The organism is Mycobacterium sp. (genome assembly GCF_032159775.1).
Taxonomy (GTDB): Bacteria; Actinomycetota; Actinomycetes; order Mycobacteriales; family Mycobacteriaceae; genus Mycobacterium.
This window is the reverse complement of record NZ_JAVHWK010000028.1, coordinates 13,137-28,244: the sequence shown is the minus strand read 5'-3', so window position 1 is coordinate 28,244 and position 15,108 is coordinate 13,137. Positions and strand designations below refer to the sequence as shown.

10 protein-coding genes and 1 pseudogene are annotated in these 15,108 nt (G+C 63.4%); 9 read left to right on the top strand and 2 right to left on the bottom strand.

What is annotated here, in order from left to right; translation table 11 throughout:
* Positions 1–23: 23 nt before the first annotated feature.
* Positions 24–476: pseudogene (locus QOJ24_RS03100) on the top strand (FAD-dependent oxidoreductase); the annotation flags it as partial.
* Positions 477–1,104: 628 nt separating this feature from the next.
* Here QOJ24_RS03100 and QOJ24_RS03095 read toward each other — a convergent pair.
* Positions 1,105–1,866, bottom strand: a complete 762-nt coding sequence (locus tag QOJ24_RS03095) for a bestrophin-like domain (RefSeq protein ID WP_526258996.1) — start codon at positions 1,864–1,866, stop codon at positions 1,105–1,107.
* Positions 1,867–2,074: 208 nt separating this feature from the next.
* On the opposite strand from QOJ24_RS03095, the gene QOJ24_RS03090 reads away from it, so the two are divergent.
* Entirely contained in the window at positions 2,075–3,853 is a 1,779-nt protein-coding gene (locus tag QOJ24_RS03090; protein ID WP_526258994.1) for an NAD-binding protein, read from the top strand.
* On the opposite strand, the gene QOJ24_RS03085 is transcribed toward QOJ24_RS03090, so the two are convergent.
* Positions 3,854–8,074, bottom strand: a complete 4,221-nt coding sequence (locus tag QOJ24_RS03085) for an nSTAND1 domain-containing NTPase (protein WP_526258992.1) — start codon at positions 8,072–8,074, stop codon at positions 3,854–3,856.
* 106 nt (positions 8,075–8,180) lie between these two features.
* Between QOJ24_RS03085 and QOJ24_RS03080 the strand changes: the two genes are divergently transcribed.
* The 7 genes from QOJ24_RS03080 (at position 8,181) to QOJ24_RS03050 (ending at position 15,102) form a co-directional block, all read left to right on the top strand.
* Positions 8,181–8,915, top strand: a complete 735-nt coding sequence (locus tag QOJ24_RS03080; protein ID WP_526258990.1) for a VIT1/CCC1 transporter family protein — start codon at positions 8,181–8,183, stop codon at positions 8,913–8,915.
* A gap of 122 nt (positions 8,916–9,037) precedes the next feature.
* Entirely contained in the window at positions 9,038–9,934 is an 897-nt protein-coding gene (locus QOJ24_RS03075) for an EamA family transporter (RefSeq protein ID WP_526258989.1), read from the top strand.
* 15 nt (positions 9,935–9,949) lie between these two features.
* A complete protein-coding gene (locus tag QOJ24_RS03070) occupies positions 9,950–11,320 on the top strand; it encodes an MFS transporter (RefSeq protein WP_526258987.1) in 1,371 nt (456 codons plus the stop codon).
* Between the two features lie 38 nt (positions 11,321–11,358).
* Positions 11,359–12,918 (top strand): alpha/beta fold hydrolase, encoded by a 1,560-nt coding sequence (locus tag QOJ24_RS03065; protein ID WP_526259039.1) that lies wholly within the window; start codon positions 11,359–11,361, stop codon positions 12,916–12,918.
* A 141-nt stretch (positions 12,919–13,059) separates the two neighbouring features.
* A complete protein-coding gene (locus QOJ24_RS03060; protein WP_526258985.1) occupies positions 13,060–13,698 on the top strand; it encodes an HD domain-containing protein in 639 nt (212 codons plus the stop codon).
* Positions 13,699–13,711: 13 nt separating this feature from the next.
* Positions 13,712–14,650, top strand: a complete 939-nt coding sequence (locus QOJ24_RS03055; RefSeq protein ID WP_526258983.1) for an NADP-dependent oxidoreductase — start codon at positions 13,712–13,714, stop codon at positions 14,648–14,650.
* Positions 14,647–15,102, top strand: a complete 456-nt coding sequence (locus QOJ24_RS03050) for a cupin domain-containing protein (protein ID WP_526258981.1) — start codon at positions 14,647–14,649, stop codon at positions 15,100–15,102. The genes QOJ24_RS03055 and QOJ24_RS03050 overlap by 4 nt, the downstream gene beginning before the upstream one ends.
* Positions 15,103–15,108: the final 6 nt, after the last annotated feature.

The window sequence follows — 15,108 nt, the reverse complement described above, 5'->3', positions numbered from 1 at the left end:
GTGCGCAACGTGACCGCTCTGCCCGAGAGAGGGTCTGCGTCATCGGGGCGGCCGACGCGGGCTGCCAGCTCACGTCGATCCTGGCCGATTTCGGTTGTGCCGTAACGCTTGTCGAATACGGGCCTCGGATCGTCCCGCGCGCGGACATCGATGTCTCGGTCGCGCTCGAACACGCTTTCCAAGGGCGCGGCATCGAGGTCATCACCAGCGCCTCAGTCCACCAACTCGAGGGACTCGATCCCGGTGTGCGCGTGCGCTATCGAGTCGGCGACGACTCCAGAGTGGTCGACGTGGACGCCGCGTTCTTCGCGTCGGCTGCCGACCTCGTCGACGCCGCCGCAGCCGTCGTGGTCACCGAGCGCGGCTACGTGACAGTCGACGCCTTCGCTGCCCCGAACGTCCCTCACATCTTCGCGGCAGGCGACGTCGACGGGAACAGCATGCTCGTCAGCACCACGCCATCAGTTCTGGAATGACGGGTTGGACTGCGAACCTTAGCCGACCTTCGTCAACGTGAACTCGGAGGTGGGACCGCGGGAACCGGAGGGGTCGGTGCTGCCACACACGCCTGGGCCTCCCTGGCTGAAGGCAGTCCCGGCCAATGTGACTGCGTCCCAGGAGTATACGGTCGTTCCCTGAGCGCGGCTGTTGTCGTCGCACGTGAGAGCGTCGGGGCGGATCGCTGTCATGGTCCAGCGGTCGCCCGCCAACTGCGCCTGCCCGCTGTAGGGTGCGTTCCCGGCCGACGAATTCGACGCTGCGACAGTTGCGCATCCGATGCCACATGGTGTGATCGTCCACGCAGTGGTGTTTCCGGATTGCACAGTGAAGGTGTAGGTCCCGCTTAACTCCGCCGGGGGAGCCGCCGGAGCAGGAACAGAGGGCGAAGTTGGGGTAGTCGGACCGCCGGCCCAGGCGATACTCGGGGCGCCGGTAGCCACCACAAAAAGGACGGCCGCGCCACCAAGCATCCGTGCGATATTCATGTGTCCCCCAATGTCGCCGTCCGATGCCGGTGAGCTGTTGTAGGGAGTATCGCCTTCCTGTCGCGGCGATATGAGCTATTGAGGAAACCTCGCACAGGCGCGGAAAGCCTGCCGCCGCTTAAGCCTTACCTAATTGATCCAACGCGACGCGCAGCGAAGTGCTGGGGATTTTGACCAGTCCACCGTAGGGCTGATCCATTTCGAGCATCATGAAGATCGGGCCGGCGAGTGCAAGTGCAGCAACGAGCAACGCTGCCACCACGCTGGCATTGCGAGGTGCGTAAAGCCCGAAACTGGCGAAGATAACGGTTAGCCAGGCCACGACGACAACAAAGAATGCCCAGGGAAATCTGCTCCCGATCTGTTCGATGGTCGTCCAACGCGACTCCGCTATCGTGTTGGTGATCTGCAGCGCATTGCCCCGGAGCCACCGCTGTTGTTCCGTCTGCGGCGATAGCGCAAAGAGATCCCGCTGAACCAGCACGATTCCGGCTCCGCTGCTGAGTGCTGTGAGCGACACCGCACTGTCTTCCTCCGGCCAAATCTGACTTATTCGTTCTGCGAGCAATTGCTTGGCGAGAGCCCGGATTTGCGCGGTCTCCGGTCCGTACTCGGCCAAGGTCCGATCGAGCATGATGAATTGCACGCCCGCACTGCGCAGTTCACCTTCTCTCTCGCCGAGCGAGCCGATCGAGGAGCCGGTGAGGAGGCCGAGCACCACCGCCGACAGCGTCGCCAGCATGGCCATCACGATCCTGATAGCGTCACGAGATTCTGTGCCCAGATGCTGATCAGGAAGGATTTTCCCAAGAAACATCCCTAGCATTGCGCCGCCGAAAATGATCGCGAAGACAGCGACGCCGATCAAAATGTCTTTCATCCGCTTCTCCGCTTGTCGGCAGCCGTTCCGATCGGCCCACTTCTGGTCTCAATCCGGTCGAATGCTACATCGAGCCACACAGTGTCATTCGCTGAATAGGACGCCATGTCGCTTCCCCTTCGCAGCAACATATGATCGGTTACGCTGCCCCCATGGCGCTCCGGCATGCTGCGCGCAAAGACACCAGTACTCACGTGATCAGGTATCGATGATGCCCTCGAGGTCCTTTCGAGGCTTCATCGCTGAGTTTCGATGGGCCTTGCTCGGTTTCGCCGCCGTGATCGCGTTGACCCTTGGCTGGCTGGGATATACGGAATACCTGAACGAGCAGTACATCGAGGGGGCAATGAAGCACCCTCCCGGGGCGACCGATATTGCCTACAACACCTTCAAGCTGTTCTTGATGGGCTCACCTGGCACCACTGGGCTACCGGTCAAGATCGAGATCGCTCGGATCCTCGCCCCGGTCGTGTCCGGTTGGGCCGCACTGAGCGGGCTGGCCCTGTTGTTTCACGATCGGTTCCAACAGCTCCGCATCCCGCTGATGCGGGGCCACGTCATCATCTGCGGACTCGGCTATGTCGGCAGCTTGTTCGGGGCCCGTCTTCGCCAGGCCGGCTATCAGGTCGTCGTTGTCGAATTGGACCCCGCGAACTCGTCCCTGCAGGCATGTCGCAGTTGGCGCAGCCCAGTCATTTTGGGTGACGCGCAGCTGGAAGCCACGCTGCGTGAGGCCGGGCTGCCACGTGCGGCCCGACTTCTCGCGGTGTGCCCGGACGATGCGGTGAACACCGAGATCGTCGCCGTCGCGAGACGTTCGACGACCGGCCGCCGACGCGGTCAGCTGCGATGTCTGGCTCGAATCGAAAACCCGGAGCTGTGCCGGTTGTTGCGCGTCCAGGAGGCCAACTCCAACGATGGTGCTCAATCGTCGCTGGACTTCTTCAACATTGACGAGATCGGCGCGCGGCTGTGCCTCGACGATTTCCCCTTTACGGCCGCTGGGGAGAGCGGCCAGCCGCACATTCTCGTCAGCCGCCTTGATGCGATGGGGACCTGGTTGGTGAAACACGCGGCCTGGGACTGGTTTACAGACCGAACTGACGAAACGCCACTGTGGGTAACGGTTGTCGACGACCAGGCCCGGGACCGCCTTCGCGGGCTCCTCGACCAATACCCGGCCATTGAATCGGTGTGCCGGTTCATCGAATCGTCGATGTCGGTGCGTGATCTGCATCGACTCGACGCGATGCAGGCCGAGGCGGGAGCGCCCCCCATAACGCGCGCCTACGTGAGCGCATATCGCGACGAAGACGCGATTGAGGCCATGCTCAGATTGCGTCACGACCTTGATCCGAAGGTGCCGATCGTCGTCGCGCTGTCACGTACGGATGGGGTGGCCCGGCTCATCACCGACGCGACCGGCAGCGGTGAACTGACGAACGTCAGCGTGTTCCCGGCGCTGGAGCGCACGTGCACGGCCGAATTTGTAGCCGGCGGTTCATTCGAGCGGATCGCGGTGGCCATTCACGACCGTTGGCGCGCAGGGCAACTCGCCGTCGGCAAGGATGCGCCGCCGTGGTCAGAACTGGACGAGTCGCGTAAGGAATCCAATCGAGCCCAAGCCCGCGACATGCCAGTCAAACTGCGCAGCATCGGGTGCACGATCGCTCCGCTGCATGACATAAGCGCACCAGCGTTCGAATTCACCGACGAGGAGTTCGAGATGCTTGCGATCGCCGAGCACAAACGATGGGTAACCGAACGACTGGAGTCCGGTTGGCGGCTGGGGCCCAAAGATATTGACCAGAAGACCACGCCTTATCTGATTCCGTTCGACGAGCTGCCCGACGACATCGCCGACCTCGACCGCGACGCGGTGCGTCAGATCCCCGACGCACTAGCCTTGGTCGATCTCAAAGCCATCCGGTCCGCCACGACCTCGGGCCGTGTTGGACAGCCGACGCTCGTCAGCGGTGATCGGTAGCTAGTCCGGCGGAATCGGCAAATCTGGGCAGACCTTGATGTAGTCGATGTCGGGCGACACCCACTCGTTCCACTGTTTGTGACTCATGTTCTCAGTTAGCTTGTCGCACAGGTCTTTTGCACTTGCGTTGGATGGCCAGACCCGCACAGTGCCGTCGGTGCTGCCGGAAACGATGCGCTGCCCGTCGGGACTGAACACCACGCTGTCCACGTTGTCGGTGTGCGCGGTCAAGGCATCACCTACCTGCTGACCGGACTCGACGTCCCACAACCGGACGGTTTCGTCGCGGCTCGCGGAAGCGATTGTGCGGCCGTCCGGGCTGTACGCCAAGGAAACGACCCTGTCCTCATGGCCTTTCATCGGCTGACCGATCATGTCGAGCCCGTCGGCATCCAAAACTTGGATGAAACCGTCGACACCGGCGGCCGCCACGCGACGCCCGTCCGGGCTGAACGTCACGGCCCATACAATCCTCTGCGCCTCGCCGATCGTGGTTGCCCCAACCAATCGACCCGTGTTGGCGTCCCACAACCTCACGGAGCCGGTGTTGTCGCCCTCGTTGCCGCCGGAGACGATGCGTTTACCGTCAGGACTGAACGAAACACTGTTCACGCGTTCGCCGTGTTGCCATGGCTGTCCGACGGGACGGAACGCTTTGACATCCCACAACCGGACGGTGCCATCATGGTCATTCGCCACGCCGATCGACGTGTCTCCACCGCCGATGGCCAAACGGCGTCCATCGGGACTGAACGCCAGGCTCGTCAGTGGCCCCTGCTCGGGATTGATCGGATCACCAACAAGCGTGCCCGCGTTTGCGTCCCACATCCGCACCATGCCGTCGGCGCCGGCGACGGCGAGACGCTTTCCATCCGGGCTGAACACGGCGCTGGACAACGGCTTGTCGCTGTCGACAAGCGGCTTGCCGATCGGGCGGCCGTTGTCGGCGTCCCACATCCGAACCGTGCCGTCGGCACCCGCCGACGCGATGCGCTTTCCGTCCGGGCTCACCGCCACACTGGACACGCCCCCGATATGGCCGATGAGCGGCCGACGTATGCCGACATCCCACAATCGGATCGTCCCGTCCTGCGATCCCGATAGCAGTCGGGTTCCGTCGGGGCTGAACGATAGAGTCCAGACTCCACCCTTCTGGCCCTTCATGGGCGCACCAAGCAACTGTCGGGTGTCGGGGTCCCACAGCCGCACCGCACCATCACCACTCCCGGAGGCAAGCCGGCGACCGTCGGGGCTGAATGCCACGCTGAGCACGCGGCTCCCGCGGGCGGCAAGGGGCTCGCCGATCGGCAGCCCGGTTTCGGCGTCCCACAACCGCACATCCCCGTCGCCGCCCGCGGACGCGATCCTGCGGCCGTCTGGGCTGAACGCCACATCGATCACTTCGCCGGTGTGACCAATTAGCGAAGGCCCGGACTGCTGCCCGGTCCTGACGTCCCATAACCTCAGCGTTCCGTCGGCGTTCCCCGTGACGATGCGTCGCCCGTCGGGACTGAACTCCACGCTGATGACCCTGTCTGGGTGTCTCAGCGGTTGGCCGATGGGCGTGGCGGTGTCGGCGTTCCACAGCCGCACGGTATGGTCCACGCTGCCGGACGCGAGCATGTGCCCGTCCGGGCTGAACGATACCGCCCACACCTGGTCTTGATGGCCCATCATCGGTTGGCCGATGGGTTGGCCCGTATCGGCGTTCCACAGCCGTACGGTGAAATCGTCACTGACGGAGGCGATTTTGTGACCGTCGGGACTGAACGTGGCACCGTCGATCCACTTGGTGTGTCCGACCAAGTCCGGACCCAGCTGAAGGCCCGTCTGAGCGTCATACAAGCGCAACGTTCCGTTATCGCCTCCTGTCACGAAGCGGCGGCCATCAGGGCTGAAGATGGCACCGAAGACCCCCATCCCTGGGTCGATCAGCTTGAGGGTGTTGAATGTATCGACACCGACGGAGTAGATGCTCTGGTCAAATATATTCGGGGAGAGCGCGTTCGCGGCAAGTAGCTCCAGCAAGGCCCTTGCATCACTGCCCGGCCTGCTGCCGTTCAACATGCTGTCAGCGTCGGAGGCCAGCCGCACACTAGTCGCCTGGCGGAATCGGTCTTGCGCCTGATGGCGGGCGCTGACGGCATAGACGAGCCCAACGACGGCAACCACGGCGACTGCCGCGGTAATCGCAACAACGGCACGCAAGATCCGCGACCGCTTGCGAAGATCGATTGCATGAGCTTCGGCCTGTGCTTGCCGTTCTTGCGCATTGCGCAATTCGGCATGCCGACGTTCCTCCTCCGCGGCGACCCGCTCGTTCTCGCTTTGTCGAGAAGCGTCGAGGTATTCACGAACAGGATTCATCCGCTGCGTGAATGTAGCTGAGCTGACCACGTTTTCAGCATCCGCCAACCGTGACCCTGCGAGAAGCCATGCCGGATCCTTGCCGTTGCTTCGCCACGCCGTGTCGGCTCGCTCGACATCATCGGCGACCTGCAGCTCCTGGCGTTGCTCGCGAAGCCAGCCTGCCAACTCATCCCACTGGCGCAGCAGGCTTTCCAGGGCGACCTCGACCACGATGTGGCCGTCGCGCTGGTCCTTCAGTAACAGCCGCTTGGCCACCAGAGCGTCGATCAGTGGTCTGCTTTCCTCGGGCAGGTCTTCATAGCGAGCCACCCGACGCATCGGCTGATCATTATGTGGATTGACCGTGGCGAGCCACGGAATGAAAGCAGCGCGCAGACAATCGAGTTGGCGGCTGCGTTGGTCGGAATCAGTGGCGAGGACCTCGTTGATCTCGGTCTCGACGACGCGGCGCATCCCACCCATCGCGTCGTACTGCTGAACCGTCAACTCACCGGTCGAGCCGTAGTCGGCGTACAGCCGCGCCAACGTCAGCGACAGCATTGGCAGTGTGTCGGCGCCCTCGGCGGCATCAACGAGAAGTCTCTCCACCAAGTCCGGTGAAATCGCGAGGCGACGGCCCCCGTCACTTGCCCGAGCGGCCGGGCCGGTGATCACCTCCTTGAACTGGGTCGGCGGCATTGGCTTGAGGTCGTCGAACACCCTCGACTCGACGCCGACCAGTTCCGGGTGAGTCTGCATGACCTCATATCGATCGGTTCGAATGGTCGCCACCACGATGAGGCTCAGCGGTTTCAGATCCGTTCGCACCGTCAATCGCCGAATCAACGACATCAGCTGCGCGCCTTGAGCTCCGGCGTCTGCGGAGAACAGTTCCTCGGCTTGGTCCAGCGGCAGAATCAGCGTTGGAGGGATCGGTTTCTCATCGCCGTGAACCGGATCCGGTAGCCGGTCCGCCGCCGCCTTCTGTAGCTCGATCAGCAACTCGCGAAGTCGCTCGATGTCGTCCGTGCACGCGGACTTGATTTCACCGAGGCTTGGTGCCGATATGCCCAGCTTGTCGCGAGCATGCCAAATAGCCGCAGCCAGGCCGGCATCTCCGGTGAGCGCATTGCGGCCGGGCCGCACGACACCCAACAGCGCGAAACGACGATCTTCGCGTGCCAACCGCGGCATCAATCCTGCGCGAAGGAACGACGACTTGCCCGTGCCCGACGGGCCAAGGACGACGAACAGCGCTTTCGTCTCGGCCAGTCTCATGCCCCGGAGTTCGTCCAAACCGTGCACGATCGGCGCGTCCCGGCCGAAAAACACTGCGGCGTCGACCTGTTCGAACGGATCCCAACCGCGATATGGTGCCCGACCGACGTCGTCGGGCGGTGGCCAGACGAAAGAATTCGCGCTGATGCCGGTCCCGCGAATGGCATCTCGTAACCGGTACAACCCACCCGTGGAGAACATGACCGGTGGTCCGCCGCCGACATCGATCGAGGTCATGTCGCTCTCGCCGAAGAGGTCGCACCGCTGCCACTCTGACGTCAGGTCGTCACCGGCCGAGGGCTCGAGGCGGGCACACAATATCTGCTTGTTCAGATTCTCCGCGACACGATACTCAGTCCTGCACTCGTGGGATGCCTCCCAGTTGTTCGACAGGAGGCAGACGACTGCTTCACACTTGGCGCTCGCCTGCTGCAGTCTGTCTTTCCATCGCTCTCCCGGTCGCAGGCCCACATCAGGATCGATGTCGAGGAAGATGTCGGTCGCCAGCGGCGGCTCTTGTTCTACGAGCCAGCGCTTCAACGCCAACGCCTCGCGGGAGTCGAGACTTGAATGGCTTAGGAATATTCGCGACATATCATCTTCATAGGGGTTAGCTCTGAGGGTAAACCGCCCTGTCGGATCGGAAAGTCGCTTTGCGGGAAATCATCGGCAGCGTCAGCGGTCGGACTAACCTCAAACCATGACAGCAACACCGGGACCGGGCGCGCCCAACACTTCGAACGCGCAGCCACACCACGGCTCTGTTGCCAACAAACTCAACTGGCTGCGCGCCGCAGTTCTGGGCGCCAACGACGGGATCGTGTCGACGGCAGGCATTGTCATCGGCGTCGCCGCCGCCACCGCCGAACGGGGGCCAGTGCTCACCGCAGGCATCGCGGGCCTGGCGGCTGGCGCGCTGTCGATGGCGGTCGGCGAATATGTGTCCGTCAGCACGCAGCGCGATACCGAACGGGCACTGCTCGAGACAGAAACTCAAGAACTGAAGCTGCAGCCCGACGCTGAATTAGACGAGCTGGTGGCGCTTTACGAGGCAAGAGGTCTCTCCGCGGAGACCGCGCGCCAAGCCGCCACGGAACTGACCGCTCACAATCCGCTCGCCGCCCATGCGGAACTCGAACTGCGTCTTGATCCGGAGCAACTGACCAATCCATGGTTGGCCGCCATCTCGTCGGCCGTGTCGTTCACGATCGGCGCACTGCTGCCACTGATTGCGATTCTTCTTCCGCCCGCGTCGACGCGCATCGCGATCACCGTCGCCGCGGTGCTGCTCGCGCTGGCGATCACCGGCTGGGTCGCTGCCCGACTCGGTGGCGCCAAACCACTTCTCCCGATCCTGCGCGTGACCATCGGCGGCGCGCTGGCCATGGCAATCACATTCGGTATCGGCCACCTCGTTGGCGCGACGATCGGATAGCGCCGGCGTGTGGCAAACACCCATAATTGTCGATCTCGACAGTTACGCTGCGCTGAGAAGTCGGGAGGAGAGCCGACAGCAAGTTTCTCCGACCGGCGAACATTGACGTAGGGGAGGCGCAGATGTCACGCATCGGCGCAGGTCAGATGCCCGAAAATCTGGCATTCGGTGCCGCCTTGAGCTCGCTGTCCTTCTTTTGCACCGCCGTGATGAGCGCTCTGGTGAAAGCAACCGAGGAGCTCACGTCGACCGCGGTCGTGCTGCTGTTCCAGAATTTGATCTGCCTTCTGATCTTCGTCCCGATCACCCTCCATCGCGGCTGGGCTTCGCTTCGAACCGACAAGATCGGTTTGCATATCCTGCGGGCTGCGACTGGAACCGCTGCCTGGTATGCGCTGTTCGTCGCCATCACGCTGATGCCGCTGACGAACGCGATCCTGCTGACGTTCAGTGCTCCGCTGTGGATGCCCGTGATCGCGTGGGTGGTGTTCCGCCACCGCGCCGGTACCGCAACATGGATAGGCGCGGCGATCGGTTTCATCGGTGTGGTCTTCGTCCTGCAGCCCCACCATGCGGACTTCAACATCGGTGCCGTCTACGCATTGGCCGGCGCGTTCTTTCTCGCTGTCGCGCTCATGTCCGTCGGCTGGCTGGGAGCAACCGAGCCGATGCCCCGAATCCTCTTCTATTACTTTCTTTTCTCCACCGTGCTGGTCGCTCCGTTCGCCTTGATCGATTGGAAGCCGTTCGGAGCGCGGGCGTCGATCTACCTCATCGGCATCGCGTTGACACTGCTCGTGGGTCAGGTGCTCATCGTCTTCGCATATCGCTACGCGTCGGCGGTCAAGGTGGGTCCCTTCATCTACACGGTCATCGTTTTCACCGCACTGATCGACTGGGCCATCTGGGACCGGGCGCCGACGCTCTTCGTCGTCCTGGGCATGGCGCTGGTGATCGGCGGAGGGATCATCGCGATTCGCAAGAAGTCTGATGCGCCGCTGACCGCCGTCGACAAGTAGCCGCCGCTCACGAAGATGACAGAAATTGCGCGCACATCGGCGGACCACAACCCACGTCACGGTGACGTGGACCTTCGCAACGAAGGCACGGGCCCCGAGCGACGGGTGGTTATCGTCGCAATTCTCGCGCAGGCCGTCGAGTACTTCGATTTCTTTGTCTTTGCGACCGCTTCGGCCATCTTCCTTGGCCCCCTATTTTTTTCGGAACTGAGCGGGACGACTGCCACTCTTGCCTCGTTTGCGACGTTCGCCGTTGGCTTCGTGGCCCGCCCCCTCGGCGGAGCAGTCGCCGGACACTACGGCGACAAATACGGCCGTAAACCTGTTCTCGTGGCGTCAAACCTTCTCATGGGAGTGAGTACGTTTGTCATCGGTCTCCTGCCGACCGCAGCTGCCATCGGTTGGGCGGCACCGATCATCCTGATTGCTCTGCGAATCCTGCAAGGCTTCGCTCTCGGCGGCCAGTGGGGCGGTGCGTCCCTGCTGCTGACGGAGAACTCCCCGCCAAGTCGTCGAGGGTTCTTCGGTAGCTTCGTTCAGTTCGGGGCGCAGCTGGGACTCATCGGCGGGCTGTCGAGCTATCTTGTTCTGTCGCTTGCCTTCACAGACCAGCAGATGATGTCGTGGGGATGGCGCATTCCCTTTCTGAGCGGAATCGTGATGGTCGCGATCGGCCTCTATATCCACCGCGCGATCAAAGACACCCCGACGTTCCGCCGCCTCCAGGAGGAGCGTGCGTCACTCGAGACTGGACCGGCGCGAGCCGACTCTGCGCCGATCGCGGCAGTGATCAAGTCTCACTGGCGAACGATTCTTCTCGCCGGTGGTGCATTCGTGCTGCCAAATGCCGTCGCGTTCGTCATCGTTTCGGGCGTGCTGAACTACGGGGTCCAGACTCTCGAGCTGAGCCAAGGTGCGGTCCTCGGCGTCATCCTCGCCGCGTGCGTCTGCCCCCTGGTCTGTATCCCGTACTTCGCTCACCTCAGCGATCGGTACGGCCGGCCACGTCTTTTTCTGATCGGTGCTCTCGGTGTGGCGATATGGGCATGGCCGATGTTCGGCCTCATCGACACGGCCAACCTGTGGCTCATGTTGCTTGCGCTCGTTGTCTGCTTCGTCGGGCACTCGATGATGTTCGGGCCGCAAGTCGCGCTCTACGCGGAACTGTTCCCCACCGAAGTGCGTTACTCCGGGGCATCACTGGGATATCAGGTCGGGACCGTGTTCGGCGGTGGCCTCGCCCCGTTCATCACCGCATCCTTGCTGTCGGCCACCGGCACCAGCTGGTCGGTGGCCGGCTACATCGACGTGCTCGCTGCCATCAGCATCGCCTCGATTGTGCTGCTGCGGCACCAAGCCAATGCCGGAGCCAAGGAAATGACGTGATGACCGTGCGTCTGCGCCACCTCGCGTTCGTGGCTTTGGTGATCGTGCTCGGTGCTGGTTCGTCGGCGTGTCCGCCGGCGATCGCTGACACCGGCGCGGCCGACCCCTACGTCGATCAGCTAGCCGCAGCGGCGGACACGCCCACTTTGAGCTGGGCTGACTGCGATGACGGATTCCTTTGCGCAACCGCGGAAGTCCCGTTGGACTACAACCGGCTAGGCGATGAGCAGATTGAGCTAGCGGTGATCAAGCTTCCCGCGACCGATCCACAAAACAGAATCGGAACGCTATTCATCAATTTTGGCGGTCCCGGTCAGTCCGGCGTTGACCGGCTTCGCGGACGTGCGAGGTGGCCGTGGTTGTTCTCCGAGGAACTGCGATCGCGATTCGATCTCGTTTCTTGGGATCAGCGGGGGGTGGCGCGCAGCGCCGCGGTGCGCTGTTTTCCCGACGCGGCCGAACAATGGCGGTTTCTTGTACCGAGTCCGGGGCTGCCCATGGATGCTCGCGGGGAGCAGGCACTCTTCGCTTGGTCAAAAGAGTTCGCCGATCGCTGCGAGCAGCAGGCCGGCCCGATCCTGAACCACGTCTCGTCCGCCAACACAGCACGCGATCTCGAGTTGTTGCGCCGGGCCGTGGGTGACGCGTCATTGACGTATCACGGCATTTCGTACGGCTCCCAGCTGGGCGCGATCTACGCAAACCTCTTTCCGGGGCGCGTGCGTGCGATGGTGTTGGACGGATCAATCGACTTCCAAGGCAACGCCGACGGTCACGGCTCAGAAGGAACAACGGTCCCGCTCAACACCCGGCAAGATATCGCTACCGGCACGGCCGCGGCGTTCGAGGAGTTCTTGCGGGACTGTTCGGCGGCCGGTCAGCGCTGCGCGTTCTCCGAAGGAGATCCCAGGGCAAAATGGGCGGCGCTGGCCGAACGTTCGCGCACGTCACCTGTTGTCGTTTACGGCCACCCGTGGACCTACCCGGAGATGGTTGTCGCAACGCTCGCGAAGCCCACCACTTACCCTCAGCTAGCCGAGCTGCTGCAACAGTTTTCCGAAACAGGTACCGCGGCGCCGGAACTGATCGATGCGATCACGGGCAGCGACCCGCCCCCAACTGACGTAGACAAATTGTATTTGGCCAATCGAGAAGAAGCGTACGACGCGATCCAGTGCAGCGACAGTACTGTGCCGACCAAGCTCGCCGCTTACAGCCGAGCAGCATTGGCGGCCGACTCGGCGTCACCGGACTTCGGCCGCATCTCTGTCTTCGACGTGATGCCGTGCGCGTTCTGGCAAGGCCACGACGCCGACCGTTACACAGGCCCATGGAACCGACGCACATCCGCGCCAATTCTGGTGTTGAACACAAGAAATGACCCCGCCACTCCGTTGGCGGGCGCATATCAGGGTGCAGCGCAGTTGTCTGACGCCCGAGTGGTAGTGACGGAGGGCTCAGGACATACCAGCATGTACGTCGCGAGCACCTGCGCAGAGCGCGTCAAACGCGAATACCTGTTCTCCGGCCTCCTGCCGCCCGCAGGTACCGGCTGCAACCGCGACCTATCACCGTTCGATCAGGTGCCGGGGGGCTGAAGCCTCGCCCAGCTCGCTGCTCCCGCCGCGTCGCAATTTGAGGGATTCATGGCCGGACGAGGGCGGCGCACAACGCGTGGTCGCGGTGAGCATGGATGACACACGCAGTTCGACGATCACATGCAGAAAGGGGCGGTCGTCATGTCAGAACTCATCGCAGGTGTGGAGGTTCCCGAGACCGCGGCGGTCGCCGAATCCGCGCGCTTTCTCTTGGAGACGAGCAGCCCGCTGATCTATCACCACTCCCGTAGGGTCTTCTTCTTCGGCCAACTGCACGCCCACCGGCTCGGCGTGAAGCCGGATCCCGAACTCCTCTACCTGGCTGCCATGTTTCACGATACCGGCCTTGCCACGCCGTTCTCCGATGCGGAACAGCGTTTCGAGGTCGACGGAGCCGACCACGCGCGCAAGTTTCTGCTCGAGCGCGGCTTCTCCGCCGCGGCCGCCGAGACGGTGTGGACGGCTATCGCGCTGCACACGACGCCCGGAATTCCCGACCGGATGGGCCCGGAGATCGCGGCCACCTATCTCGGTGTGCTGACCGACGCCATCGGGTTCGGCCTCGACGAGTTGCACAGCGACCAGGTGACCGAAATCCTCGCCGCCCACCCACGAGGAGATTTCAAGAATGAGTTTCTCAGCGCCCAGTTCGACGGCTTCAAGAACCGACCGGAGACGACCAACGGAACCGTGAACTCCGACATCCTGGAGCACTTCCTGCCCAATCACCGGCGCACAACCACTGTCGAGCGCATCATCAGCTCGGCATGGCCGAGCTGACCGGAGGACTGACATGCAAGCCATAACGGTGCGAGACCGCGACGCCGGTGTCGGCGGGCTCACCCTGGCCGACCTGCCCTACCCTCACGCCGCGGAGAACGACGTCATCGTGGCGGTCCACGCCGCCGGCTTCACCCCCGGCGAACTCGAGTGGCCCGCAACTTGGACCGACCGGGCCGGCCGCGACCGCACGCCGACCGTTCCTGGCCACGAACTGTCCGGGGTCGTCGTCGAGCTGGGCTACGGAACCACCGGCCTCACCGTCGGCCAGCGGGTTTTCGGCCTCACCGACTGGACCCGTGACGGCACGCTGGCCGAATACACCTCGGCCGAGGCACGCAACCTTGCCCCTCTTGCCGCCGACATCGATCACACCGTGGCGGCAGCGTTGCCGATTTCAGGGTTGACGGCATGGCAGGGACTGTTCGTTCATGCCCGACTCGCGACCGGCCAGACCGTTGTGGTCCACGGTGCAGCCGGAGGTGTGGGGTCGATCGCCGTCCAGCTCGCGCGCGAGGTGGGTGCGCGGGTGATCGGCACTGGACGTACTGACGACCGCGACGTCGTGCTCGGCCTCGGCGCACAGGCGTTCGTGGATCTGGACACCGAGCCTTTGGAAAGCGTCGGCGAAGTCGATGTGGTCTTCGACGTCATCGGCGGCGACGTTCTCGAGCGGTCAACCGCGCTGGTCCGCCGCGGGGGCACCCTGGTGACCATCGCCATGCCACCCACCGCGCAACCGAAGGAGGGGCGTGCCGTCTTCTTCGTGGTCGAGCCCGACCGCGCGCAGCTCACAGAACTGGCCCAGCGTGTGCGCGACGGCCGCTTGAAGCTGCTCGTCGGCGCTGTGCGCCCCCTTGCCGAGACGGCCGATGCCTTTGCCCGCCACCGACGCACTCGCGGTAAGACGATCATCCGGGTGGCAACTGACCGAAAAGGAGAAAGTTCATGAACCCCGCACGTATCGCCTATGGCCTGCTGATCTCGGCGTTGACAGCCGCCGCCGTCGGTTGCGCGCCGGGGGCAGGGCCCCAGCCTGGCATTGCTTCGGCACAACCCGCACAACCGTCCGAGACTCTGGCACCCCTCTTCGAAGAGGCACTTCCGAACGTCCCGGGGAAGACCTTCACCTCGGCGATCGTGACGTTCCCGCCTGCTGCGCGGGCCGTGCCCCACCGCCACGGCGATGCCTTCGTCTACGCCTACGTGTTGGAGGGTTCTGTGAGTAGCCAGCTGGAAGGCGAGCCCGCGCGGGTGTATCACCAAGGTGAGAATTGGTCCGAGCAGCCGGGCGCGCACCATCTGGCCACCGAGAACACGAGCACGACTGAACCGGCGAAACTGCTCGTGGTCTTCATCGCCACGACAGGTGAACAACTCAAGGTCGACGATCCGCACAGCTGAGTGGCG

Bases quoted from the DNA above. Each gene is read 5' to 3' on its own strand.
- QOJ24_RS03095 (WP_526258996.1), bottom strand. From the start codon at position 1,866: ATGAAAGACATTTTGATCGGCGTCGCTGTCTTCGCGATCATTTTCGGC.
- QOJ24_RS03090 (WP_526258994.1), top strand. From the start codon at position 2,075: ATGATGCCCTCGAGGTCCTTTCGAGGCTTCATCGCTGAGTTTCGATGG.
- QOJ24_RS03085 (WP_526258992.1), bottom strand. From the start codon at position 8,074: ATGTCGCGAATATTCCTAAGCCATTCAAGTCTCGACTCCCGCGAGGCG.
- QOJ24_RS03080 (WP_526258990.1), top strand. From the start codon at position 8,181: ATGACAGCAACACCGGGACCGGGCGCGCCCAACACTTCGAACGCGCAG.
- QOJ24_RS03075 (WP_526258989.1), top strand. From the start codon at position 9,038: ATGTCACGCATCGGCGCAGGTCAGATGCCCGAAAATCTGGCATTCGGT.
- QOJ24_RS03070 (WP_526258987.1), top strand. From the start codon at position 9,950: ATGACAGAAATTGCGCGCACATCGGCGGACCACAACCCACGTCACGGT.
- QOJ24_RS03060 (WP_526258985.1), top strand. From the start codon at position 13,060: ATGTCAGAACTCATCGCAGGTGTGGAGGTTCCCGAGACCGCGGCGGTC.
- QOJ24_RS03055 (WP_526258983.1), top strand. From the start codon at position 13,712: ATGCAAGCCATAACGGTGCGAGACCGCGACGCCGGTGTCGGCGGGCTC.
- QOJ24_RS03050 (WP_526258981.1), top strand. From the start codon at position 14,647: ATGAACCCCGCACGTATCGCCTATGGCCTGCTGATCTCGGCGTTGACA.